This is a genomic window from Streptomyces noursei ATCC 11455 (assembly GCF_001704275.1).
Classification (GTDB): domain Bacteria; phylum Actinomycetota; class Actinomycetes; order Streptomycetales; family Streptomycetaceae; genus Streptomyces; species Streptomyces noursei.
In genome coordinates, this window is the sequence record NZ_CP011533.1 from 1515035 (window position 1) to 1538611 (window position 23577).

Genomic DNA, 23577 nt, shown 5'->3' on the forward strand with positions numbered 1-23577 from the left:
CCTGGCGGCAGCCGCCCACGCGCCGCGTCGGACCGTTCAGCCGAGGTTGGTGACGGGGAGCAGGCCCCGCTCGGCGAAGACCTTCTTGGCGACGAGCGTGGCGTTGATCGACCGCGGCATGCCGCAGTACACGGCCGAGTGCAACAGCGCCTCGGTGATCTCGGTGGTGGTCAGGCCGACGTTGAGCGCGGCGTTGAGGTGCACCTCCAGCTCGATCTCGCAGCCGCCGAGCGCGGTGAGCACCCCCAGGGTCACCAACTGCCGCTCGCGCGGTGCCAGTTCGGGGCGTGCGTACATGTCACCGAAGGCCCACGCCACCACCTGGTGGCCCAATTCCGGCGAGGTGTCGGCGAGGGAGTCGACGATCCGCGCTCCCGCCTCGCCGTCCACCTGCTCCAGCACCTTCATGCCGTACGCGTAGCGGTCTTCGCGGTTCATGGCTCTCCTCGGGGTCGGATGCGCGCTCCGGTCCGGCCGGTGCGTCGCCTCCACTCTGGCCCGAGAAGCCCTCCACATCTGCCTGCCAGGCAGCAGTCTCTATACTTGCCATGCCTGGGAGGTATGGATGGAGCTAAGACTACTCGGCTATGTGGTCGCCATCGCGGAAGAGGGCAGCATCAGCGGCGCGGCCCGCCGACTGCATCTGACGCAGCCCACGATCAGTCGCCAACTCCGCGAAATGGAACGACAGTTGGGCACCGTGCTGTTCGTCAGGGAGGGGCGCGGACTGACCCCGACACCGGCCGGACAGGTACTCGTCGACCGCGCGACCACCGTGCTCGCCGAGGCGGAGGCCGCCTTGAAGGACGTACGACTGGCCGCCCAGGGCATCACCGGGCGACTGGTTGTGACCTTCGCCGGGTCGGGCATCAACGGGCCGCTGGGCGCCGCGCTGGGCCGTGTGCGGCGCGAACTCCCCCGCGTCCACCTCCAGTTGGAGGAGAGTTTCAACGACGCCGAGATGTCCACCGGCGTCCTGGAGGGCCGTTTCGACCTCGCCGTCCAGCGTCTCCCGATGCGCGACGCCCGGCTGTCCACCCAGGTCTGGTGGCGCGAGCCGCTGACGCTGTTCCTGCCCGCCGGCCACCCGCTGGCCTGCCCCTCCGAGCCCGCCCCACTCGCGGCACTGGGCCAGATCCCGCTGGTCATCTGGCCCCGGGATGTCTCACCCCGGTCCTACGACGAGATCATCGCGCTGTGCCACGGCGCCGGGATCGTGCCGCAGATCAGCGCCGAGGGCCGCAGCGTGCAGACCCTCCTGGCCCTGGTCGCGGCCAAGTTCGGCGCAGCGGTGCTCGCCGACTCGCACCGTGCGCTGCGCCGCATCGGCGTGACCCCCCGGCCGCTGGCCGGCACCTCGACCACGCTCCACCTGGTCTGGCGCGCCGACGACACCAACCCACTCGTCGAACGCCTCCGCACCGTCCTCACCCATGTCACCGACGCCACCACCCCCACGGACAGCCCCGACGCCACTGGCGCCACGAGCACCATTGACGCCACAGGCACCGCTGACGTCATGGGCACCACTGACGCCACGGGCTGCACCGCCCTCACCGACGACAGCGGAGCGGCGCGAACGGCGTCCTCAACCACCGCACGACAGAGAGGAGTTCGACGGCAAGGACGGTGACACGCCCCAGGTCGTGTCCGCGAAGTCCCGCCTGGCGATCGGTGCCCCGGCAGGCGCTCCCGCCCGGCCGGGCCGCGGACCGCAGGCCGGGCAGCGGGGCAGTTGGTTGCGCATACGCCCCGGGTCGCACCGCGCCGGGCACCGAACGTCAGGCGGGGATTTGCGAACACGAACTAGCCGACGGTCGACCCGTGGTCGACGATGACGAGCGTGCCCCGACTGCCGGGGCGCACGGCATGCTCCACCCCCGCCTCGACGAGGTACATCTCCCCCGCGCGCACCTCGACCTCGCCGCCGTGGACCGTCAACCGCAGCACCCCGTCCATCACCAGCAGCGCTTCCGCCGTGTCATGGGATTCCGGCACCATGGGGCGCCCGTCCATCCGCAGCACCTTCACCCCCGCGCCCCCGACCCGGCCGAGCAGCAACGAGCTCCAGGCGTCGGGCAGTTCCGCGGCCTTGTCCTGCAGGTCGACGACGTTCATGGCACACCTCCTGGCGGGCCGCCGCACCGAGGGCCGCATCAGCCGCCGGAGACGCCCGCAATCGTGATCAAGGGATGCAGTGACGCTACGACACGACGGCGCTCCGCCGGTCGACCGTAAGGCAAAACCTCACACCACCGGACCGACGCCCCTGGCACCCCCGGCGTCCCCCGCGCCACCAGCCCCATCAGCCCCGCCGACCCCCTCGGACCCCTCCGCCACCAGCAGCGACAACAGCCCGGGGAAGCGGTCCTCGATGTCGGCCCGACGGAGGGTGGCCATCCGGCTGTTGCCCCGATCGACCTGACGGATCAGCCCCGCCTCGCGCAGCGTGCGGAAGTGATGCGTGACGGTCGCCTTGCCGACGGGAAGAGCAAAGGAACTGCACGTCCGCGCCTCGCCGTCGGGCCCGCCCGCCAGCTCCCGCACGACCCGCCGCCGCAGCGGATCGGCCAGCGCGGACAACACCTTTCCCAGCTCGATCTCCGTCAGCTCGGGGTGCCCTTCGCGATCGGGCATCACCATCACCTCCAAGGTATGACTTGCATCGTACCTTGGGTCGCCGTTACCGTCCGAGAGGTACGACAAAAACCGTACCTATGAAACCGTACCCACGGATCGGAGATCGGTCATGGACCAGCCGTTCACCCTCGTCGGCACCGCCCGCCCCAAGCCCGAGCGCGCGACGGAACTGCGGGAGCTCCTGCTGTCGTTCGTCGAGCCGACGCGACAGGAGCCGAGCTGCCTGGAGTACCACTTCCACGAGGACCGCGACGAGCCGGACGTCTTCGTCTTCTACGAAGCGTGGCGGAGCAAGGAGGACCTGGACGCCCACCTGGCCCTGCCGCACCTCCAGGACTTCTGGGAGCGCCGCATGGACTACCTGGAACGAGATCTGGAGATCCGGTATCTCACCATGCACAGCCCGTACGGGGCACGGGACCGTCGCGCGTGAGCCGACACCGCCCCGCATGACCCGGAAACGGACGACGGGCGACGGGCGACGGACGACGGGCGACGGACAGTGGAAGCCCTCCCTCAGGGAGGGAGGGAACGCCCGCACCCGCAAATACACTGACATTTCGTTAAGAACGCGGCCAGATAGGCACAATCCGACGGCTCTAGGGAATCACCTAGCAGCGGATCCTTTGTAATCACTGCAGTGACCCTTCGGTTTCGGGTCTGCACAGATCGATTCTCAATGTTTTCCGTCTTCCGTTTTCTTTTCCCGTTGCGGTGGCCGTCTGCCCAGGCGGCGGCACGCCGCGTCGCAGGGGGTGTTCACCGACGTGACCAGGCCGTCCTCATGCCCGCCGCCCGGATTCCTGGCGCCGAACGGCCCCGGCCCTCGCGGCCGATCCCGGCGTCCGGTTGACCGCTTTCGCCAGCCGCTCGCCGGAGAAGGGCCGGCGGTTCGCCGAACGGATCGGCGATGCCGCGGTGACCGACTACGACGCGCTGCTGCGACGTCCCGACGTGGACGCCGTCTACATCCCGCTGCCCGCCATGCTCCAGGCGGAGTGGATCGAGCGGGCGCTCACCGCGGGCAAGCACGTCTTCACCGAGAAGCCGCTGTCGACCCGGGCCGCCGACACCGCGCGGCTGTTCGCGCTGGCCGAGGAGCGGGGGGTGGTGCTCAAGGAGAACGCCATGTTCCTGCACCACTCCCAGCACGCCGCGGTGGACCGACTGCTCGCGGACGGGGCCATCGGCCAACTGCGCGGGTTCAGCGCCGCGTTCACCATCCCCCCGCTCCCGGAGAGCAACATCCGCAACCACGCCGACCTCGGCGCCGGGGCGCTGCTGGACGTGGCGGTCTACCCCGTGCGCGCGGCCCTGCGGTTCCTCGGGCCGCGCCTGGAGGTGGTGGGCGCGACGCTCCGGGAGGCGGACGGGGTGGTCCGGTCGGGCAGCGCGCTGCTGGTCACCCCCGAGGGCGTGCCGGCCCAACTGACCTTCGGCATGGAGCACGCGTACCGGACCGAGTACGCCCTCACCGGGTCAACCGGCCGGCTGCGCCTGGACCGGGCCTTCACCCCGCCGCCCGGCCACCAGCCCGTCATCGACGTGACCCGGCAGGACCACCGGGAGCAGATCACCCTGCCGCCGGACGACCAGTTCGCGAGGATCGTGGCGGCGTTCGTCCGCGAGGTCCGCGGCGAGGCGCCCGCCGAACGGACCGCTTCGGCGGCGGAGTCGCGGCGGGTGGCCGAGACGATCGACGCCCTCGCGGCCCGCGCGGCCCGCACGAAGGCCCCGGGGGACGTGTCATGAGCCGCACTCCGCGCGCCACGGTCACCGAGCTGTCGATACCCGGTACCTACCGCATCGAGCCGCACCACATACCGGACCGCAGAGGCCACTTCTACGAGGCGTTCCGCGCCGAGGCGCTCGGCGAGGCGCTCGGCCGCCCGTTCCCGATCCGCCAGGTCAACTACTCGGTCTCCCGGCGCGGCACGCTGCGCGGCATCCACACCACGTCCGTGCCGCCCGGCCAGGAGAAGCTCGTCACCTGTGTCCGGGGCAGCGCCCTGGACGTGGCCGTCGACCTGCGGGTGGGCTCGCCGACCTTCGGACGCTACGAGATCACCCGGCAGGACGAGGGCTCCGGCATCGGGGTCCTGATGGCCGACGGCATCGGCCACGCCTTCCTCGCGCTCAGCGACGACGTGTGCATGAACTACCTCTGCTCGGCCGAGTACGTGCCCGGCACCATGATCGATGTGCAGGCCCTGGATCCCGAGATCGGCATCCCGTGGGATCTGGCCGGGGAGCCGGTGATGTCCGACAAGGACCGGGCCGCCCCCACCGCACGGGAGGCCGCCGCAGCCGGGCTGCTGCCCAGTTATGCCGACTGCCTGGCGCAGTACTCCGCGCTCGCCACGGGTGGCCGGGCATGACGCCCGCCGGGCGGGGACCCGCCGCCACTCCGGAGGCCCGTATGCGCGTCCTGCTGATCACCAGTCCGTCGGCCACCCACTTCCTGCCGATGGTGCCGCTCGCCTGGGCGCTGCGGGCCGCCGGCCACGACGTACTGGTGGCGGGCCAGCCCGACGTCCTGGACGCGGTGGCCGGAGCCGGCCTGAACGCCGTGCCGACCGGGCGGCGCGCGGGCATCGACGACGCGATGCGCGAGCTGCTGTTCCGGCCCGGATTGCGGCCCTTCGAATGCGTCGGCCGCTGGACCCCGGAGATGCTCGCCGCCTTCCCGCCCGTGTGGCAGCGGCACAGCGCGGACGTGCTGCCGCGCTATCTGGACCTGGCCCGGGCGCACCGCCCCGACCTGATCGTCTGCGACGTGATGGAGTTCAACGCCCCGGTGGTCGGCGCCCAGTTGGGCATCCCGGTGGTGCGGCACCGGTACGGCGTCGATCCGCTGCTGGGCGGCGTCGGCCCGGCCGCGCGGGCCGCCCTGCGGTCGCTGCACGAGGAACTGGGACTGGCGGAACTGCCGGAACCCACCGCGGTGATCGACCCCTGCCCCGCGGACCTGCAGCTCCCGGGCGTCGCCCCGGGCCTGGCCATGCGGTACGTGCCCTACAACGGCAACGGCGTGCTGCCGGACTGGCTGCGGGCCGAGCGGCGGGCCGGGGCGCCACCGCGCCGCGTACTGGTCTCGCTCGGTTCGCACACCCTGGCTCTCAACGGCGTCCCGCTGCTGCGCGGCATCCTCGCGGCGGCCGGCGACGGGTCGTCGGGCGTCGAGGTCCTGGCGACCGTGCCGGAGGCGTACCGCGCCGAGCTCGGCCCGGTGCCGGACACGGTGCGGCTGATCGACCCGCTGCCGTTGCACCTGATCGCCGGCGACTGTGCGGCGGTGGTGCACCACGGCGGGGCCGGCACCGGTATGACCGTGGCCGGTCTCGGCGTACCGCAGCTGGTGCTCCCGCAGTTCGCCGACACCTTCGCGTTCGCCGAGCGGCTGGCGGCCGTCGGCGCCGGGGTGGCCGTCGACACCGTCGAGCAGCAGAACGACCCGCGGTTCCTGCGGAAGGCGCTGGGGACGCTGCTCGGGGAGCCGTCATACGGGCACGCGGCCGAGCGGCTGCGGCACACCATGGAGGCCATGCCGCCACCGGCCGCCCTGGTCCCGGAGTTGGCGCGGATCGCGGCGGGAGCAGGCGCATGAGCCTCACCCGGCGCGCGGACGCCGATGCCGCACGGCGCCTGGCCCGGTCCGCCGAGGACCTCGCCGGCGCCCGGACCCCGACCGGCGAGGTCGCGGAGTGGATCGCACAGCGGCGGGCCACCGAGCGCCACCACGTCGCACCGATCCCGTTCGCCGCCCTGGACGGCTGGTCCTTCGACCCCGACAGCGGTGATCTCGGCCACCGCACCGGGCGGTTCTTCACCGTGCAGGGCGTGCGGGTCAGCGGCGGTCCGGAGCCGTTCCCGGCGTGGGACCAGCCGGTCATCCGACAGCCGGAGGTCGGCATCCTCGGTCTCCTGGTGAAGGAGTTCGGCGGGGTGCCGCACGTGCTCATGCAGGCCAAGATGGAGCCCGGCAACCCCGGCCTGGTCCAGCTCTCCCCCACCGTGCAGGCGACCCGCAGCAACTTCACCGGCGCACACCGGGGCGCGCCGGTCCGGTACGTGGAGTACTTCGCGCGGCCCGCGCCCGGCTCGGTCCTCGTCGACGTGCTGCAGTCCGAGCACGGCGCGTGGTTCCTCCACAAGGCCAACCGCAACATGATCGTGGAGACCCGCGACGACGTCCCCGAGCACGAGGACTTCCGCTGGCTCACCCTCGGCCAGATCGGCGAGTTGCTGGGGCACGACAACCTCGTCAACATGGACGCGCGCTCGGTGCTGTCCTGCGTGCCCCCCACCGACGACGGCGCGGAAGCGCTGCACTCGGATACCGCGGTGCGTTCGTGGCTGACCGCACAGCGCGCCGCCCACCTGCTGCGGGTCGATCGGATCCCGCTCGCCGAGGTCCGCGGCTGGACCCGCACCGACACCGCGGTCAGCCATGACGAGGGGCGGTTCTTCCGGGTGGTGGCGGTGGCCGTGCGGGCCGGGAACCGCGAGGTGGGCAGCTGGACCCAGCCGCTGTTCGCGCCGGTGGGCGAGGGCGTGACGGCCTTCGTGACCCGGCGGATCGGCGGGGTGCGACACCTGCTGGCGCGGGCCAAGGTCGAGGGCGGTCTGCTCCAGTCGGTCGAGATCGGCCCCACGGTGCAGTGCACGCCCGGCAACTACGCCGGACTGGCGGACGGGCGGCCGCCGTTCCTGGATCTCGTGCGCGGCGCCCCACCGGCGCGGATCCGCTACGCGGCGGTGCACTCCGAGGAGGGCGGCCGGTTCCTGCGGGCCGAGAGCCGCTACCTGCTCGTCGAGGCGACCGCCGAGGAGGCCCCCGACGAGGCCCCGCCGGGCTTCCTGTGGACCACGCCGGGCCAGCTGGCCGACCTGACCCGGCACGGCAACCACGTCAACGTCCAGGCCCGCACCCTGCTCGCCTGTATGCGCTACGCACCATGGAAGTGAACTCACCGTGAAGGCACTCGTCCTGGCCGGCGGCACCGGCAGCCGGCTACGGCCGCTGACCCACACCTCCGCCAAGCAACTCGTCCCCATCGCCAACAAGCCCGTGCTCTTCTACGGCATCGAGTCGCTGGTCGCCGCGGGCATCACCGAGATCGGCATCGTCACCGGCGGTACCGCGGCCGAGATCGAGGCGGCCGTCGGCGACGGCTCCCGCTTCGGTGCCCGGGTGACCTACCTCCCGCAGGGGGAACCGCTCGGGCTGGCGCACGCGGTGCTGATCGCCCGCGACTGGCTGGGCGAGGACGACTTCGTGATGTACCTCGGGGACAACATCATCGTCGACGGCATCGACGAACTCGTCGCGGACTTCCACGCGCCCCGCCCGGACGCCCGCGTGCTGCTCGCCAAGGTCGCCGATCCGTGCGCGTTCGGTGTCGCCGAACTGGACCCGGAGGGCCGTGTGGTGCGGCTGGAGGAGAAGCCGCACGCGCCGCGCAGCGATCTGGCGCTGGTCGGCGTGTACCTCTTCACCCCGGTCGTGCACCGGGCGATCCGGGCCATCAGCCCGTCGGCCCGCGGCGAGTTGGAGATCACCGACGCCCTCCAGTGGCTGGTCGCCCACGACTACACCGTGCGCCCCACCGTGATCACGGGATACTGGAAGGACACCGGGAACGCCGCCGACATGCTGGAGGCCAACCGCTGTGTGCTGGAGAACGTCGCGCCCGCCCGACTCGGCAGCGTCGACGCCGCGAGCGAACTGGTCGGCCGGGTCCGGGTGGAACCCGGCGCCAGGATCATCCGGTCGCGGATCGTCGGACCGGCGGTGATCGGCGGGGACAGCGTCATCACCGACTCCCACATAGGCGCGTCCACGGCCGTCGGCCGGGACTGCGTGATCACCGGCAGCGAGGTGGAGTTCTCCATCGTCCTCGACGGCTCGCGCATCGACCACGCCGGCCGCCTCGAAGGCTCGCTGATCGGACGGGGCGTGGAGGTCAGCGGCGCGCGCCGGGCACCCCGCGCACACCGCCTGGTGCTCGCCGACCACAGCAAGGTGCAGCTCACCTCCTGACCACCCGACCCCGGGGAGAACCCGCCTCATGCACATCCTCGTCACCGGTGGCGCCGGCTTCATCGGCTCCCACCTCGTCCGCACGTTGCTGGGTCCCACGGGGCTCCGGGAGACCGACCGCGTCACCGTGCTGGACGCCCTCACCTACGCCGGCAACCGCGCCAACCTCGCCCCTGTGAGCGACGACCCGCGGCTGCACTTCGTCCACGGCGACATCCGCGACCACGACCTCGTCGACCGGCTGCTGCCCGGCCACGACGCGGTGGTGCACTGCGCCGCGGAGTCGCACGTCGACCGCTCGATAGCCTCCGGCGCCGCGTTCACCTCGACGAACGTGGTGGGTACCCAGGTGCTGCTGGAGGCGGCTGTCCGCCACGGCACAGGAACGTTCCTTCATGTCTCCACGGACGAGGTCTACGGCTCGATCGCCGAGGGCTCGTGGACCGAGGACTCCCCGCTGGCCCCCACCTCCCCCTACAGCGCCTCCAAGGCCGCGTCCGACCTGCTCGCCCTCGCCTACCACCGCACCCACGGCCTGGACGTCCGGATCACCCGCTGCACCAACAACTACGGCCCGTACCAGCACCCCGAGAAGGTGATCCCGCTCTTCACCACCCGACTCCTCCGGGGCGGCCGGGTGCCGCTCTACGGCGACGGCCGGAACTCCCGGGACTGGCTGCACGTCGACGACCACTGCCACGCCCTCCGCCTCGCGCTGCGCCACGGTCGGCCGGGCGAGGTCTACAACATCGGCGGCGGCACCGAGCTGACCAACCGGGAACTGACCGACCGGCTCCTCAAGGAGTGCGACGCCACCTGGGACAGCGTCGACCAGGTCGCCGACCGCAAGGGCCATGACCTGCGCTACTCCCTCGACCACGGCAAGGCGGCCGCCGAGCTCGGCTACCGCCCCCGCCGCACCTTCGACGAGGGCCTCGCGGAAACCGTGGAGTGGTACCGCACGCACCGGGAGTGGTGGGACACCCAGGGCCCGTCCGATGAGTCGCGACCGGGTCGACCCTGACCCATCGGACGGCTCCTCGCCCGCGGGGCACCGGGCACCACACCGCCGCAGGAGAATCTCGGAATCCGGCGATACTCGGCCAACAAAACCGAACAATCGTTTCCTCGACGGCCGTCCGGTCAATTGATCAATGCGAAATGCGGCCGTCATTCCGCCGCAACACAATGATCATTCGGCCGGCGCGTTCCGGGTTCCTGACAATACGTCAATCGGCGCCGCCCGCGAGGGCCCCCGCACCACCTCGGCGCCCCCGCGCCGCCCCAGAACGCGATCTGCCCCCTGACCTGCGTTCCGTCAGGTCAGGGGGCAGATCGCGAACGTGTCTCCACCTGATTCGGGCGATCCCCCGCGTCGCCCGAATCAAGCAGCCTGGCCGGATTTACCGCCACCACGGACGGACTTCCGGAACCTGCGCTGAGTATATTGGCTCCGAGCCAGTCAACGCAGGAGTTACAGCATGTCCCCCCGCAGCGCATCGGTCAACGAAGAATTGCGGCGGCGCTCCCGCGAGCGACTGCTGCAGGCGACGATCGAACTGGTGGGCGAGCGCGGTTACGAGGCGACGACGCTCGGCGACATCGCCCAGCGGGCGGGCGCGGCCCGCGGACTGATCTCCTACTACTTCCCCGGCAAGCACCAGCTGCTCCAGTCGGCCGTGCACCGGCTGATGCACCGCACGCTCCAGGCCGCGCTGGAGCGCGAACCGCGGCCGACCGGACCGGACGCCGGGCGGGAGCTGCTGGCCCGGGCCGTCGACGCGATCCTGGGGCTGGCGCACGACGAGCCGCTCCTGATGCGCACGCACATGGCCGGCATCCTGACGGCCCCTGGTTTCATCCAGTGCCCGGAGCAACAGCGGCTGGCCCAGTTGCTGCGCGAGACGGTGGTGGCATACGGGTCGGCCGATCCCGATACCGACTATCCGATGCTGCGGGCGTTGCTGATGGGATCCGTGGTGCCGATGCTGCTGCCGGGGGCACAGATGCCCCGGGTCCGACTGCGCGCCGAACTGTTCCAACGGTACGGACTGGACTGGGAGTTGGGTGTTCCGCCGGGCGAACGCCCACCCGAGGGGACGACGACACGCGGCCGCCCCGGCGGGGGGCGCGGCACGGCCTAGCGCTTGTTGTGGCGTGGCGTCAGCAGGCCGGCGTCGCGGGCGCCGGCGATCAGCCGTAGGGCCCGTCGGCGGTTGCGGCCGGTGGCGTTCATGACGGCCAGGATCGGGTCCCGGCCTTCCTGTTGGGCGGCGCGGTAGGCGGCCGCCGCGATCTTGCGACGCTCTCCGGCCCGTGAGCGGACGAGGACCGCGGCGCGGGACTCGACGGGCGGCGGGGCGGCGTCGGCCTCCCCGTCCGGGTCGGGGCTCGGCGCGGGAGAGGCGGCGGCCGGTTCCGGATCGTCGTCCGCGGCGATCGGCTCCGGACCCGGCGCGCCGTCGGCCGGCGCCGCGCCCGCCGCGCCGGTGCCGGCCACCGGCCCGGCACCCACCCCGCGAAGCGCTCCCTCGCCGTGGACGACGTCGTCCGCCGGCGCGGCGACCTCCGCGCGGGCCGATCGGGGCCGGGCCAGGCCCTCACCCTCGTCCGGTGCGGCGGCTGCCGGTCCGGGCTCCGGGTCCCGGGGCGCGCCGGGGCCGGGCGCCGTCTTCGGGGGGCGTCCGGTGGCCGCCCGGCAGGCGTCGTCGAGGGGGCCCTCGATCCAGCGGGCGAGCATGGCGAGATCGTCCAGTGTCAGCGGCGGATCGGCGCGGACGTCCTCGACGGTGAGGCGGTCACCGGTGGCCGTCACCAGGACGTCGATCCGGGCGCCGTGGGGGAAGGTCAGCCGGGCACTGAACCAAGGGCCCAGTTCGGACGCGGCCGAGCCATGCGCCTGAAGCTCCCAGTCCGGCCACTCCAATGCCCCGCCTTGCGCTTTATATCGGGGGTTATCGGTATAAAACTCACTTTCCGACACAAACAAAACCTAGCCTCCAGCTCACCCGGCCAACGGGCGCGGCACGCTCATCGGACCGGGAGCAACCCCGATAGCGCAGCTCTCCCGCCGCGGGCCGGCCGGTGCGATCCTGGGGGTACTCCGCGGAAGGGGCCACCCGTGCTTCGTGTCGCAGTGATCGGTTCCGGACCGAGCGGTGTCTACACCGCTCAGACGCTCGTCGAGCAGGAGGACGTCCCGGACGTCGAGGTCCACGTCCTGGACCGACTCCCCTGCCCGTACGGCCTGGTGCGCTACGGCGTGGCACCCGACCACGAGAAGATCAAGTCGCTGCAGAACAACCTGCGGGCGGTGCTGGAGCACCCCCGGGTGCACTTCCTGGGGAACGTGGAGGTGGGGGAAGCCGGCGTGAGCCTCGCGCAGCTCAGGGAGATCTTCCACGCGGTGGTGTTCTGCGTGGGCGCCGCCACCGACCGGCATCTGAACATCCCCGGGGAGGACCTGCCCGGCAGCCATCCGGCCACCGACTTCGTCGCCTGGTACAGCGCGCATCCGGACGCGGCGGCCGACGGCTTCACGCTCACGGCCGACTCGGCGGTGGTGATCGGGGTGGGCAACGTCGCGGTGGACGTGGCCCGGATGCTGTCCCGGGGTGCCGCGGAACTGGCCTCGACCGACATGCCGCAGGGCGCGCTGGGAGCGATGGCCGACAGCCGGGTCGAGGACGTGTGGATGGTGGGGCGGCGCGGCCCCTCGCAGGCCAAGTTCACCACCAAGGAGCTGCGGGAGTTGGGCGCGCTGCCCGGCACCCGGGTGCTCGTCCGGCCCGAGGAACTGGCGCTGGACCCGGCGTACCGCGATCCGAGCGCACTGCCGGCCCCGATGCGGCGGAACGTCGAGGTGCTGCGCGACTGGGCCGAGCGGCCGGTGGCCATGGCGGCGGGAGTGGGGCGCGAGCGCCGGATCCATCTGCGGTTCTTCCTGCGCCCGGTGGAGCTCCTCGGAGACCCGGCCACCGGGGTGCGGGCGGTGCGGTTCGAGCGGACCGTGCCCGACGGGCGCGGCGGGGTCACGGGGACGGGTGAATACGAGGAGATCGCCGGACAGTTGGTGCTGCGCTCGGTCGGCTACCGCGGCCTGCCGCAGCCGGGGCTGCCGTTCGACGAGGCGAGCGGGACGGTGCCGCACGCGGACGGGCGGGTCCTGAAGGACGGGGAGCCGTATCCGGGTGTCTATGTGGCGGGGTGGATCAAGCGCGGCCCCACGGGAGTGATCGGCACCAACCGACCGTGCGCCAAGGAGACCGCGAGGTCCCTGCTGGCCGACGCGGCCGGGCTGGCCAGGCGGCCGGTGGCGGCGGAACCGGTGGCGGCGCTGGAGCGGATCGGGGCGCGGCCGGTGCCCTGGCACGGCTGGCTGGCCATCGAGGCGGCGGAGGCCGAACGGGGACGCAGCCTGGGGCGCGGCACGGTCAAGTTGGCCGACTGGGACGGGCTGTTGCGGGCGGCGCGGTCGGTGCTGGTGGGGCGCTGAGCCGGGGCGGTCGGCGGCCCGTTCAGAGGGCGCCCAGGCGGCGTTCCTGGAGGCGGGCCGCCTCCAGGACGTCGTCGATCAGGCCGGGGAACAGCTCGTCGAGGTCGGTCCGGCGCAGGCCGTTCATCTTGGCGGTGCCGCGGTAGAACTGCTGGATCACGCCGTGCTCGCGCAGCACCCGGAAGTGGTGCGTACAGGTCGACTTGCTGACCGGCAGTTCGATGTCCGCGCAGTTCAGCTCGCCCTCGGCGGCGGCCAGGGCACAGACGATCCGCAGCCGCATGGGGTCGGCGAGGGCGTGCAGCACCTGGGCGAGCCGGATGTCCGCACGGTCCGGGTGCGGGAGCGACCGGGCGGCCCCGGCGGCTGGCGATTCGGTCGGCATGACGGCTCCTGACCTGCGGATCTGTTGAGCTGCGACGCGCCCGCACCGGCATTCCCCGGTGGTCGCGGCGGCCCTTGAAGACCCCATTGTACGAGACCCATCGTAGTTTGACACTTGCCATAATACGATGCTCATCGTAGAAGCGGCGAGCCCGCCCTACTCGCCCATGCGTCCGGACGATGCGCCGGCACCGAACCGCGGAAGCTCCGCAGCATATCGAAGGCGTGCCCTTCGTCGAGGACGCCTCCCCGCTGCGGAGCGGAGGTCGAGCGGGAGCCGGGCGTACGGCGCCGGCGACCGTGATCAGCGCGAGGATCCTCCCGCGCCGCCCGGCAACCCGGCAGCGCCCTTTGCCGAGTTGCCACGGGGGGCGAGCACCTCGTCGACCAAGCCGTACTCTTTCGCCTCTTCGGCGGTCAGGATGTGATCCCGCTCGATGTCCTCACGGACCTTCTTGGCGTCCAAGTTGCAGTGCTTGCCCAGGACTTCTTCGATCCAGTTCCTTGCTCGGTCCAGTTCGTCCGCATGGTTTTCCAGATCGGAGACCTGGCCCTGGCGTACCGGGCTGTCGGGCTGTCGGGCTGGCACAGGAGAACTCGGGAGTGCGGAAGCACCATTCGCTTGCCCGCGGTACCGGCCGCGAGAATGACCGCCGCGACGGAGTTCGCCTGACCGAGACACACCGTCTGGATTTCCGGCCTCACGAATTGCATGGTGTCGTAGATGGCGGTGAGGGCGTTGAACGATCCACCGGGCGAATTGATGTAGATGGAGATGTCGCGATCCGGACCCAGGAACTCCAGACAGAGGATCTGCGCCATGGTGTCATTGGCCGCCGTCTCGTCGATCTCGGTACCCAGGAAAACGATCCGCTCTTCGAAGAGCTTGCCGTACGGGTTGTACTCCCGGGTCCCGTTCGTCGTCCTCTCCGAGAAGTTCGGGAGAATGTAGCGGCTCGTCAGGATTCCCTGCGCACCGCCGCGCAAAGAGCCTGGTGTCATGACGGTCTCGTTTCCTCTTCTCGGGAGCTGCCGACGCCCCACCGATGACGGGGTACTCGCTGGACCGTTGCCGGACACCCGGTGCATGCCGATCGGCGCACCAGTTGTCCGGCAACGTGCTCAGGCGGTGCCGCCGCCGGGAGCGTCCCCGGTGGAGGTCATGACCTTGTCGATGAGTCCGTACCGCCTGGCCCCTTCCGCGGTGAACCACCGGTCGCGGTCCGAGTCCTTGGTGATCGTCTCGACACTGTTGCCGGAGTTCGCCGCGATGAGCTCGGCCATCTCCCGCTTGGTCTTGAGCAGTTGGTCCGCGTAGATCCGCATGTCGGAGGCGGTGCCGGCGAGCCCCGCGGAGGGCTGGTGCATGAGGATCTTCGTGTGCGGCAGCGCGAAACGCTTCCCCTTGGCGCCCGCGGTGCGCAGGAACTGCCCCATGGAAGCGCAGAAGCCCATGGCGATGGTGACCACATCGTTCTTGATGTAGTTCATCGTGTCGTAGACGGCCATACCCGCCGTGATCGAACCACCGGGGGAATTGATGTAAAGGTAGATGCCCTGCTCGGATTCCGCCGCAAGCATCAACGACTGCGCGGTGATCTTGTTTGCGATCTCGTCGTCGACTTCCTGCCCGAGGAAAATGATCCGGTCGTTCAGAAGCCTGCTGAAGACCTGGTCACCGAGACCGCCGGCGGGGGATTGCGATGCCAGTCGAGGGCTCGTCGAGTCAACTTCCAATGCCTGACGGATAGCCACGGGATCCTCTTGTGAATTCAGCAGCGGACCACTCGGCGGACCACCCAACAGGCCACACCATGTCCGCCCAATGTCCGCCCACGCCTGCCTGGCACACCGTAACGCTATCGTCCAACTATGCTAGTTCAGCGCCTAGTTGTTCACTGACAGCGCATTCGCGTTTGCTTCCGCGGGCCATCACATCCGGCCGTTCCGACGAGTCACGTTGATTGATCGGAAGCGCAATGGATTCTCGCCCGGGATGGTGCGGACGGCGCGACCGCCGGCATTGGCCGCGGACGATATGCGGCCAATGCCGCAACCACTGCTGCGGGACGATCACGGGCGGGCCTCTCAGGCCCCGGCGGCCGCCCCCGCACGCGGCCCGATCGCGGCCGGAAGTGCGCGGATGCCGTGAGCGCCGGCGAGGGGAACGGCTCCACCTCCTTTGCCGGGGCGGCCAGTTCGGCATCGAAGCGGTCGAAGAAGGCCGGCAGCGCGATGTGCGCTTCCAAACGGGCCAGCGGGGCGCCCACGCAGAAGTGCGGTCCATGGCCGAAGGACAGATGGCGGATGTCGCGGGCGGCGTCGAACGACGCGGCCAGCGGGCCGTGGTGCGCCGGATCCCGTCCGAGCGCCGCGTAGGACATCATCACCGGCTCGCCCGCGCGGATCAGTGTGCCCCCGATCTCGATGTCCTGCGTCGGGTAGCGGAACGGACTTTGGCCGACCGGGGAGTCCCACGCCAGCACCGACTCGGTCACCGCCTCCCAGGAGACCTCACCGGCCCGCACCAGCTCCAGCTGGTCGGGGTGGGTGAGCAGGGCGAGCCGGGAGTTGGTGAAGAAGTTGATGGTCGTCTGGTGTCCGGCGGCCAGCACCAGGATGAGGGGGTCGACGAGTTCGTCGAGGGGTGATGGTGCCGTTGGCCCGGTGCTCGACCAGCAGGGAGGTGAGGTCGTCGCCGGGCTCGGCGACCTTGCTCTCGGCCGGTTCGGCCATGAAGCGGTACAGGCCCTCCTCGGTGGCGGCGACCTCCTCCGGCCGGGAGGTGGTGTCGAAGACCGCGTTGCACAGGGCGTGCAGCGGCGCCTGTACGCGCGGCCGTGGCCGATGTCGGCGAGACCGAAGCGCCGGCCCCGCCCCCAGTAGTACGCGGCGTAGCCCTTGGTCATCCGTGGATGACCGAAGGACACCGTCGCCAGCCAGCACCTGTAGTTGCCGGGCCGCGGGTCGTCGGCGACCGCCGTACTTCCTTCCAGATCCCCTCACTTATGGCCGCCGGAGCACCGAAGACGAGCGGAACCCGTTCGACCACAAGACCGAAAATCCTCCCTTGAAGAAAAGGGTGGGTAGACGGACCATTTTCTCGACCCGGGCAGAACGGCAATGATCGGTAGTGGAAATTCCGTTTCCATTTGATCATGTGGAGCCGAGACGAGCGAGAGAGCGGGTTTGATCGCGGGATTTCCGGCGAAGGCCAGGTGACCAGCGCGCGGGCGTCCGCCCACGCGGTCCTGTCGGCCGGCGGGCCGGGCACCGGCCGCGCGGTCCAGGGCGTCGCCGTAAGGCATCTGGTCCAGGCCAACTCCGACCGGCAGTCGGGTATATGGCCGATGACCGCCAACCGACCGCCGGTTCGGGCGAGTTGCGCCGCGGCGGCATCAGCCGCCCCCTGCGGCGGTCCGCCCGTCGCCGGTGGCCGTGCTGCTGGAACTCCCGAGCGCGCGCGGGGAATCCGATGTCAGGTGGCCCGGTGGTACTGCACCGGCGCCGCCACCTCGCCGCCGAGTTCACGCGCGGCATGCCGTGCGAAGTACGGATTGCGAAGCAGTTCGCGGCCGATCAGCACGGCGTCCGCCTGGCGGTTCTCGATGATCTTCTCGGCCTGCCGGGCTTCGGTTATCTCCCCGACAGCACCGACGGGAAGTCCGACTTCGGCCCTGACCCGCTCCGCGAACGGCACCTGATAGCCGGGCCCCGTGGCGATACGGGCCTTGGGTGCGTTACCGCCGGTGGACACGTCCAGCAGGTCGACGCCATGCGCCTTCAGATCGGCGGCGAACCGCACGGTGTCGTCGGCCGTCCACCCCTCGCGCTCGTCGTCGGGGTTCTCCGTCAGCCAGTCGGTCGCGGAAATGCGGAAGAAGACGGGAAGTTCCTCGGGCCAGACGGCTCGCACCGCATCCACGACCTCCAGCGCGAAACGCGTCCGGTTCGCAAAGGATCCGCCGTACGCATCGGTGCGGTGGTTGGTGTGCGGGGAAAGGAACTCGCCGATGAGGTAGCCATGGGCGCCGTGGATCTCCACCACCTCGAAGCCGGCGTCCCGAGCCCGTCGGGCTGCGGCGGCGAAGTCCTGAACCACCTGCGCGATCCCCTCGACCGTCAGCTCGTCCGGGACCGGGTGGCCCTCGTCGAAGGGCAGCGGGCTCGGCGCGACCGGCCGCCAGCCGTGTGCGCCATGGTCGACCGGGGCGCCACCGCGCCACGGCGCGTCCGTCGACGCCTTGCGACCGGCGTGAGCGATCTGCACGCCCGGCACCGTGCCCTGCTCCTTGAGGAAGGAGGTGATCCGCCGGAACGCCGCCGACTGCCTGTCGTTCCAGATGCCCAGGTCTCCGGGGCTGATCCGCCCTTCCGGGGAGACAGCGGTGGCCTCGACCATGATCAGTCCGGTACCGCCGGCGGCTCGCGCGCCGTAGTGCGCGAAGTGCCAATCGCCCGGCACGCCGATGTCCGGCCCCGATGCGTCAGCGCTGTACTGGCACATCGGGGACATCCAGACCCGGTTGGGGACGGTCAACGACCGAAGCCGAAAGGGCTCATAGAGGGTGCTCACAAAAGACTCCGTTCACACGGGCAGCCACCTCGGCCGCGCTTGATACGACAAACACCGTACTACGAAGACCTTCGAATTACGACACCCTTCGTACAAGCTCACCGGCCCTGTCGGTCAGCGAACGCGGCGCCATCGCGACCGCGACCGCCCTCAGGTGACGTGACGAGACGTCAGGAGGCGGGAGAAGGAGAGCCGACGCAAGGTCGGCACGCGGCCCTGGAGTGGGCCACCACCCCGGACGCGAAGATCGCGGGGGCCTCCCGCGGCAGTGCCACCGGGCCGTCCGACCTGCGCGGACACCGACCGGCACGCCGTTGTCAGTGGCCGGGTGCACACTGGCGACTATCTGAGACAACGGCGTCCCGGAGGTGTTCCGGCATGACAGACGTACTCCTCGCGGTGGGCACCCGCAAAGGGTTGTTCATCGGCCGCCGGCAGCGCGGCACCTGGCGGCTGAGCGGTCCGCACTTCGCCGCGCAGGCGGTGTACTCCCTCGCGATCGACACCCGTGGCGGGCGGCCCCGGCTCCTGGCGGGCGCCGACAGCGCGCACTGGGGCCCGTCGGTCTTCCACTCCGACGACCTGGGCGAGACCTGGCGCGAGCCGGCCCGCCCGGCCGTCAAGTACCCGGCGCACACCGGGACTTCACTGGAACGGGTGTGGCAGCTGCACCCCGCGGGCCCGGCCGCGCCCGAGGTGGTCTACGCCGGCACCGAGCCCGGCGGCCTGTTCCGGTCCGAGGACCGCGGCGAGACCTTCGAGCTGGTCCGGGCACTGTGGGAGCACCCCAGCCGGGAGAAGTGGGTGCCGGGTGGCGGCGGGCTCGCCGTCCACACGGTGGTCACCGACCCGCGGGACGCCGACGCGGTGACCGTCGCGGTCTCCGCCGCCGGGGTGTTCCGCACCCGCGACGGCGGCGCCAGCTGGGCGCCGTCCAACAAGGGCGTCAAGGCGGTCTTCCTGCCCGACCAGCACCCCGAATTCGGCCAGTGCGTCCACAAGATCGCGCCGGACCCGGTCGACCACGACCGGCTCTACCTCCAGAACCACTGGGGCGTCTATCGGTCCGACGACGCCGGGGCGAGCTGGACGGACATCGGCGGCGGCCTGCCCTCGGACTTCGGCTTCGCGGTGGCCGCGCACCCCCGAAGAGGCGATGTCGCCTACCTCTTCCCGATCACCGCCGACATCGACAGGGTGCCGGCCGAGCACCGCTGCCGGGTCTTCCGCACCGCCGACGCGGGCGCCAGCTGGGAGCCGCTGAGCGCCGGCCTCCCCGCGGAGGAGCACTACGGCACGGTCCTGCGGGACGCCCTGTCGGTGGACGACGCCGACCCCGCCGGGGTGTATTTCGGCAACCGCAACGGCGAGCTCTACGCCAGTGCCGACGACGGCGACAGCTGGCGGCAGCTCGCCTCCCACCTGCCCGACGTGCTCTGCGTACGGGCGGCGGCGACGGCCTGAGCCGCGGTGGCTCGGAGTTGAAGGAGGACGGGCATCGGCCAGTAGGGTGATCCCGTGGCTGCACGACCTCTCCAAGACATCGTCGAACCAGGCTGGGCCAAGGCACTTGAGCCGGTCGCCGGGCAGATCGCCGCGATGGGCGACTTCCTGCGGGCGGAGATCGCCGCGGGCCGGACCTACCTCCCGGCCGGCAACAATGTGCTGCGCGCCTTCCAACAACCCTTCGACGGGGTGCGGGTGCTCATCGTCGGACAGGACCCCTACCCCACGCCCGGTCACGCGGTCGGGCTGAGCTTCTCCGTGGCGCCGGACGTCCGGCCGCTGCCCGGAAGTCTGGAGAACATCTTCCGCGAGATGCACTCCGACCTCGGGCTCCCCCGGCCGTCCAACGGCGACCTGACCCCGTGGACCCAGCAGGGCGTACTGCTGCTGAACAGAGCGCTGACGACGGCGCCGCGCAAGCCGGCCGCACACCGCGGCAAGGGCTGGGAGCAGGTCACCGAGCAGGCCATCCGGGCCCTGGTGACGCGCGGCGGGCCGCTGGTGGCGGTGCTGTGGGGGCGCGACGCGCGCAATCTGCGACCGCTGCTGGGCGAGGTGCCGTCGGTCGAGTCCGCGCACCCCTCCCCGATGTCCGCCGACCGGGGTTTCTTCGGCTCGCGGCCGTTCAGCCGGGTCAACGACCTCCTCGTCCGGCAGGGCGCCCAGCCGGTGGACTGGCGGCTGCCCTGACCCGGGCCCCGGCCGGAAGCCGGGCGATAGTGTTCCCCGTATGACCAATGCGAACATCCCTGCGGGCTGGTACGCCGACCCGCAGGGCACCCCCCATCAGCTCCGCTGGTGGGACGGCGCCCAGTGGACCGGGCACACCCACCCGGGCCAGCAGGCACCGGCCCCGGAACAGACGGCGCGGCCGGGCCGACCGCAGGCGGCACAGCAGGTGCCCCAGCAGGCGCCCCAGCCGCAGATGGCGCAGCAGTACCCGCCGCAGCAGCAGGCCCCGGTCCAGGCCCCGTACGGCCAGCAGCCGGGCGCCGCCCCGTACGGCCAGCAGGCCGGCTACCCGCAGCAGGCGCCGGGGCACCCCGGGCAGCCGGGCTCCTACCCGGCCGACGCGCACCACCAGGCGATGCAGCAGGCCGGCATACAGCAGCAGGTGCAGCAGCAGGCCGGTGTGGCCCCGACCGGGCCGGGCGGCGGCACGCTCTTCACCGAACCGGTGCTGGTGGTCAACCAGAAGGCCAAGCTCATCGAGGTGAGCAACGAGTACGCGGTCTACGACCAGAACGGCAACACCCTCGGTTCGGTCGTCGAGATCGGTCAGAGCACCGCGCGCAAGGTGTTCCGGGTGGTCTCCAGCCTTGATCAGTACATGACCCACAAGCTGGAGATCCGGGACGCCCACGGGCAGCCGCAGCTGGTGCTGACCCGGCCCGCCAAGCTCATCAAGTCCAAGGTGCTGGTGACGCGCCCGGACGGTCAGCCGGTCGGCGAGATCGTCCAGCAGAACGCCATCGGGAAGATCAACTTCGCGATGATGGTCAACGGCCAGCAGATCGGCGCCATCAAGGCGGAGAACTGGCGCGCCTGGAACTTCGCGATCGTCGACCACACCGACGCCGAGATCGCCCGGATCACCAAGACCTGGGAGGGCCTGGCCAAGACGATGTTCACCACCGCGGACAACTACGTCCTGCAGATCCACCGGCAGCTGCCCGACCCGCTGCTGAGCCTGGTCGTGGCCACCGCGCTGACCGTCGACACCGCCCTCAAGCAGGACTCCCGCGGCCTTGGCTGAGCCCACCGGCACACAGGCCGGGGACCACGTCCTGGGGGTGGACTCGGGCGGGTCGGGGCTGCGGATCGCGGTGGCCCGGATCGACGGGGACCGCGAACGACTCCGACCGGCGGCCACGTTCGTCTCGCGCGAGCCGGTCCGCATCGGCCCGGACGGTATCGACGCGGATCAGATGCTTCGTCAACTCCTGCCCGCTGGCGTGGAGTTGGCAGACAAGGTGGGCGCTGACCGGTTCGTCGCGGTGTGCGTCGGCGCCGCCGGCATGGGCACCCTCGGCGACGCGCTGCGCGCCCGACTGCCCGGGGCACTGGCCACCGCCTTCGGGGTCCGGCGGCTTGCACTCGCCGCGGACGCGGTGACCGCCTACGCCGGGGCGCTCGGCCAGCGGCCCGGTGCCGTGGTGGCCGCGGGCACCGGCCTGGTCGCCCTGGGCACGGACCTGACGCCGACGGGCGGTTGGCGCCGGGCGGACGGCTGGGGGCACCTGCTGGGCGACTGCGGCAGCGGCGCCTGGATCGGGCGGGCCGGGCTGGAGGCCGCGCTGCGCACCCACGACGGACGACCCGGTGGATCGCAGGAGCTGCTGACCCGGGCGGAGAAGACGTTCGGCCCCGTCACCGGACTGCCCGCGGCGCTGTACCCGCGGCCGGACCGGCCCGCCGTGCTGGCCTCCTTCGCCCCCGAGGTGGCGCACTGTGCCGCCGCCGGGGACGCGGTCGCCGCCGGGATCCTGGACGATGCCGCGCGCCATGTCGCCGACTCCGCCGCCGCGGTCTGCCCGCCGGGCCCCGACGTCGCGGTCGCGCTCACCGGCGGCCTGCTCGCCCTGGGCGACCCGCTGCTGTCGCCGCTGCGCGCGGCGCTCGCCGAGCGGCTGCCCGGCGCCCGTCCCGTCGAGGCCGCAGGGAGCCCGCTCGACGGTTCGCTGGCGATCGCCGCGGCGCTGGCCACGGACCGTCTGGCACTCCCCGTCGACGGCAAGTTGTTGCAGATCACAGGGCATGTGACGCCCTCGCCGGCACGACGCGCGGGATAAAACGGGACGGATACCTCGCGGCGGAACCCTCCCCCGGCGGGCGGGCGCGGCGAGGCGTTAGCATGCGGCGCCATGAGTTCCCCCACTGGGCCCGCACCTGGCTCGCCCCGCATCGACGCCGCCGCACCCGGCCTGCCCGTCCGCATGCCGCGCACGCGGCCGTCCGGCCGCCACCGCAAGCCGGAGCCGCTGGCCGCACCCGAGGGCGCACCCGCCCTGGTCCTGGCCGTGCCCGGCACCCCCTCCGCCGCCTCGCGCAGCCTGGCGGAAGAGGTCTCCAGCATCGCCCGTTCCGAACTGCCCGGCCTCGACGCGCGGCTCGGCTACGTCGACGGCGAGGGCGAGGAGTTCCCGTCCCTGGAGGCGGTGCTGGCACAGGCCGCCGCCGAGCAGAACGCCCGGGCGGCCGAGACCGGCCAGCCCGCTCCCGCCGGCCCCGCCGCGGTCGTCGTCCCGCTGCTGGCCGGCCCGGACAGCGCCCTGCTGCGCCGGATACGCCAGGCCATCCTGAACAGCGCCTCCGGGGCCGAGCTGACCGACGTCCTGGGCCCGCACCCGCTGCTGGCCGAGGCGCTGCACGTCCGGCTGTCCGAGGCCGGTCTGGCCCGCGCCGACCGGGCCCGGCTGTTCACCGTCGCCACCGCGGCGGACGGCATCATCCTCGCCACCGTCGGCGGCGAGGAGGCGGTGCAGGCCGCCGGGATCACCGGCATGCTGCTCTCCGCCCGGCTGGCCGTGCCGGTCCTGGCGGCGGGCCTGGACGAGGAGGGCGCGATCGCCCGCACCGCCGAGCAGCTGCGCTCGTCGGGCTCGCAGCAACTGGCGCTGGCTCCTTACCTGATCGGTCCCGAACTCGCCGACGGCCTTCTGGGGGCGGCCGCGGCGGAGGCGGGCTGCGCCTCGGCCGAGGCGCTGGGCGCGTACGGCGCGGTGGGCCGGCTGGTGCTGTCCAACTACGCGGCGGCGATGGGGATCACCCTGCCGGGCCAGGGCCTGGGGGCAGCCGTCCGGTAGGCCCGCGTCGCAGCCGCACGGCACCGGAACCACCACCGGAGCCGCACCCGATCACCGAGGGCCGTCCCGCACGAGCGCGGGGCGGCCCTCCGCGCTTTCCCTCCGCACTCCGCCCGCACCCCCTCTG

The 23577-nt window shown here is 71.8% G+C and carries 24 protein-coding genes and 1 pseudogene; 15 read left to right on the forward strand and 10 right to left on the reverse strand.

The window, feature by feature from the left end; all coding sequences use genetic code 11:
* Positions 1-36: 36 nt before the first annotated feature.
* Positions 37-438, reverse strand: coding sequence for a carboxymuconolactone decarboxylase family protein (locus SNOUR_RS06330; protein WP_052286558.1), 402 nt, complete (start codon positions 436-438; stop codon positions 37-39).
* A 127-nt stretch (positions 439-565) separates the two neighbouring features.
* Between SNOUR_RS06330 and SNOUR_RS06335 the strand changes: the two genes are divergently transcribed.
* Positions 566-1633 (forward strand): LysR family transcriptional regulator, encoded by a 1068-nt coding sequence (locus tag SNOUR_RS06335; protein WP_159425806.1) that lies wholly within the window; start codon positions 566-568, stop codon positions 1631-1633.
* A 173-nt stretch (positions 1634-1806) separates the two neighbouring features.
* On the opposite strand, the gene SNOUR_RS06340 is transcribed toward SNOUR_RS06335, so the two are convergent.
* The gene (locus SNOUR_RS06340) at positions 1807-2118 is read right to left on the reverse strand and encodes a cupin domain-containing protein (protein ID WP_067344569.1); all 312 of its coding nucleotides are present in this window, start codon (positions 2116-2118) and stop codon (positions 1807-1809) included.
* A 129-nt stretch (positions 2119-2247) separates the two neighbouring features.
* Entirely contained in the window at positions 2248-2637 is a 390-nt protein-coding gene (locus tag SNOUR_RS06345; RefSeq protein ID WP_067357773.1) for an ArsR/SmtB family transcription factor, read from the reverse strand.
* A 112-nt stretch (positions 2638-2749) separates the two neighbouring features.
* On the opposite strand from SNOUR_RS06345, the gene SNOUR_RS06350 reads away from it, so the two are divergent.
* The 8 genes and pseudogenes from SNOUR_RS06350 (at position 2750) to SNOUR_RS06385 (ending at position 10827) form a co-directional block, all read left to right on the forward strand.
* Entirely contained in the window at positions 2750-3073 is a 324-nt protein-coding gene (locus SNOUR_RS06350) for a putative quinol monooxygenase (protein WP_067344570.1), read from the forward strand.
* A 395-nt stretch (positions 3074-3468) separates the two neighbouring features.
* Positions 3469-4392 (forward strand): annotated as a pseudogene (locus SNOUR_RS06355) (Gfo/Idh/MocA family protein); the annotation flags it as partial.
* A complete protein-coding gene (locus tag SNOUR_RS06360) occupies positions 4389-5018 on the forward strand; it encodes a dTDP-4-dehydrorhamnose 3,5-epimerase family protein (RefSeq protein WP_067344572.1) in 630 nt (209 codons plus the stop codon). The pseudogene SNOUR_RS06355 and the gene SNOUR_RS06360, both read left to right, overlap by 4 nt.
* Positions 5019-5059: 41 nt before the next feature.
* On the forward strand, positions 5060-6247 hold the full coding sequence (locus SNOUR_RS06365) for a nucleotide disphospho-sugar-binding domain-containing protein (RefSeq protein WP_067344574.1): 1188 nt from the start codon (positions 5060-5062) through the stop codon (positions 6245-6247).
* The gene (locus tag SNOUR_RS06370) at positions 6244-7608 is read left to right on the forward strand and encodes an NDP-hexose 2,3-dehydratase family protein (protein WP_067344576.1); all 1365 of its coding nucleotides are present in this window, start codon (positions 6244-6246) and stop codon (positions 7606-7608) included. Before SNOUR_RS06365 ends, SNOUR_RS06370 begins: the two co-directional genes overlap by 4 nt.
* A gap of 7 nt (positions 7609-7615) precedes the next feature.
* Complete coding sequence (locus tag SNOUR_RS06375) at positions 7616-8683, forward strand: glucose-1-phosphate thymidylyltransferase (RefSeq protein ID WP_067344578.1); 1068 nt, start codon at positions 7616-7618, stop codon at positions 8681-8683.
* 28 nt (positions 8684-8711) lie between these two features.
* The gene (gene rfbB / locus SNOUR_RS06380; RefSeq protein WP_067344580.1) at positions 8712-9707 is read left to right on the forward strand and encodes a dTDP-glucose 4,6-dehydratase; all 996 of its coding nucleotides are present in this window, start codon (positions 8712-8714) and stop codon (positions 9705-9707) included.
* 457 nt (positions 9708-10164) lie between these two features.
* Positions 10165-10827: a TetR/AcrR family transcriptional regulator gene (locus SNOUR_RS06385; protein ID WP_067344582.1), complete on the forward strand. Its 663-nt coding sequence runs from the start codon at positions 10165-10167 to the stop codon at positions 10825-10827.
* On the opposite strand, the gene SNOUR_RS06390 is transcribed toward SNOUR_RS06385, so the two are convergent.
* Complete coding sequence (locus SNOUR_RS06390) at positions 10824-11609, reverse strand: DUF6214 family protein (protein WP_079142267.1); 786 nt, start codon at positions 11607-11609, stop codon at positions 10824-10826. The genes SNOUR_RS06385 and SNOUR_RS06390 overlap by 4 nt on opposite strands.
* Before the next feature lie 195 nt (positions 11610-11804).
* Between SNOUR_RS06390 and SNOUR_RS06395 the strand changes: the two genes are divergently transcribed.
* Positions 11805-13178: an FAD-dependent oxidoreductase gene (locus SNOUR_RS06395; protein ID WP_167739038.1), complete on the forward strand. Its 1374-nt coding sequence runs from the start codon at positions 11805-11807 to the stop codon at positions 13176-13178.
* A gap of 22 nt (positions 13179-13200) precedes the next feature.
* On the opposite strand, the gene SNOUR_RS06400 is transcribed toward SNOUR_RS06395, so the two are convergent.
* The 6 genes from SNOUR_RS06400 to SNOUR_RS06420 form a co-directional block, all read right to left on the reverse strand.
* Positions 13201-13563: an ArsR/SmtB family transcription factor gene (locus tag SNOUR_RS06400; RefSeq protein ID WP_067344587.1), complete on the reverse strand. Its 363-nt coding sequence runs from the start codon at positions 13561-13563 to the stop codon at positions 13201-13203.
* 303 nt (positions 13564-13866) lie between these two features.
* Positions 13867-14079, reverse strand: coding sequence for a ClpP family protease (locus SNOUR_RS49675; RefSeq protein WP_512700988.1), 213 nt, complete (start codon positions 14077-14079; stop codon positions 13867-13869).
* Positions 13980-14651 carry an ATP-dependent Clp protease proteolytic subunit gene (locus SNOUR_RS06405; protein ID WP_512700989.1) on the reverse strand — a complete coding sequence of 224 codons (672 nt, stop codon included), beginning with the start codon at positions 14649-14651 and terminating at the stop codon, positions 13980-13982. The genes SNOUR_RS49675 and SNOUR_RS06405 overlap by 100 nt, the downstream gene beginning before the upstream one ends.
* A gap of 33 nt (positions 14652-14684) precedes the next feature.
* A complete protein-coding gene (locus SNOUR_RS06410) occupies positions 14685-15311 on the reverse strand; it encodes a ClpP family protease (protein WP_312635859.1) in 627 nt (208 codons plus the stop codon).
* Positions 15312-15517: 206 nt separating this feature from the next.
* Positions 15518-16177, reverse strand: a complete 660-nt coding sequence (locus tag SNOUR_RS06415) for a cytochrome P450 (RefSeq protein ID WP_067344589.1) — start codon at positions 16175-16177, stop codon at positions 15518-15520.
* Between the two features lie 863 nt (positions 16178-17040).
* Positions 17041-18138: an NADH:flavin oxidoreductase/NADH oxidase gene (locus SNOUR_RS06420; protein ID WP_067344591.1), complete on the reverse strand. Its 1098-nt coding sequence runs from the start codon at positions 18136-18138 to the stop codon at positions 17041-17043.
* Between the two features lie 378 nt (positions 18139-18516).
* Between SNOUR_RS06420 and SNOUR_RS06425 the strand changes: the two genes are divergently transcribed.
* The 5 genes from SNOUR_RS06425 (at position 18517) to SNOUR_RS06445 (ending at position 23450) form a co-directional block, all read left to right on the forward strand.
* Complete coding sequence (locus SNOUR_RS06425) at positions 18517-19602, forward strand: WD40/YVTN/BNR-like repeat-containing protein (RefSeq protein ID WP_067344593.1); 1086 nt, start codon at positions 18517-18519, stop codon at positions 19600-19602.
* A gap of 54 nt (positions 19603-19656) precedes the next feature.
* The gene (locus SNOUR_RS06430) at positions 19657-20334 is read left to right on the forward strand and encodes a uracil-DNA glycosylase (RefSeq protein WP_039630429.1); all 678 of its coding nucleotides are present in this window, start codon (positions 19657-19659) and stop codon (positions 20332-20334) included.
* A 40-nt stretch (positions 20335-20374) separates the two neighbouring features.
* On the forward strand, positions 20375-21400 hold the full coding sequence (locus SNOUR_RS06435; protein WP_067344594.1) for an LURP-one-related family protein: 1026 nt from the start codon (positions 20375-20377) through the stop codon (positions 21398-21400).
* A complete protein-coding gene (locus tag SNOUR_RS06440) occupies positions 21393-22436 on the forward strand; it encodes an N-acetylglucosamine kinase (RefSeq protein ID WP_067344596.1) in 1044 nt (347 codons plus the stop codon). Before SNOUR_RS06435 ends, SNOUR_RS06440 begins: the two co-directional genes overlap by 8 nt.
* A 72-nt stretch (positions 22437-22508) precedes the next feature.
* Positions 22509-23450 (forward strand): sirohydrochlorin chelatase, encoded by a 942-nt coding sequence (locus SNOUR_RS06445; protein WP_079142271.1) that lies wholly within the window; start codon positions 22509-22511, stop codon positions 23448-23450.
* The last annotated feature ends 127 nt before the right edge of the window (positions 23451-23577 follow it).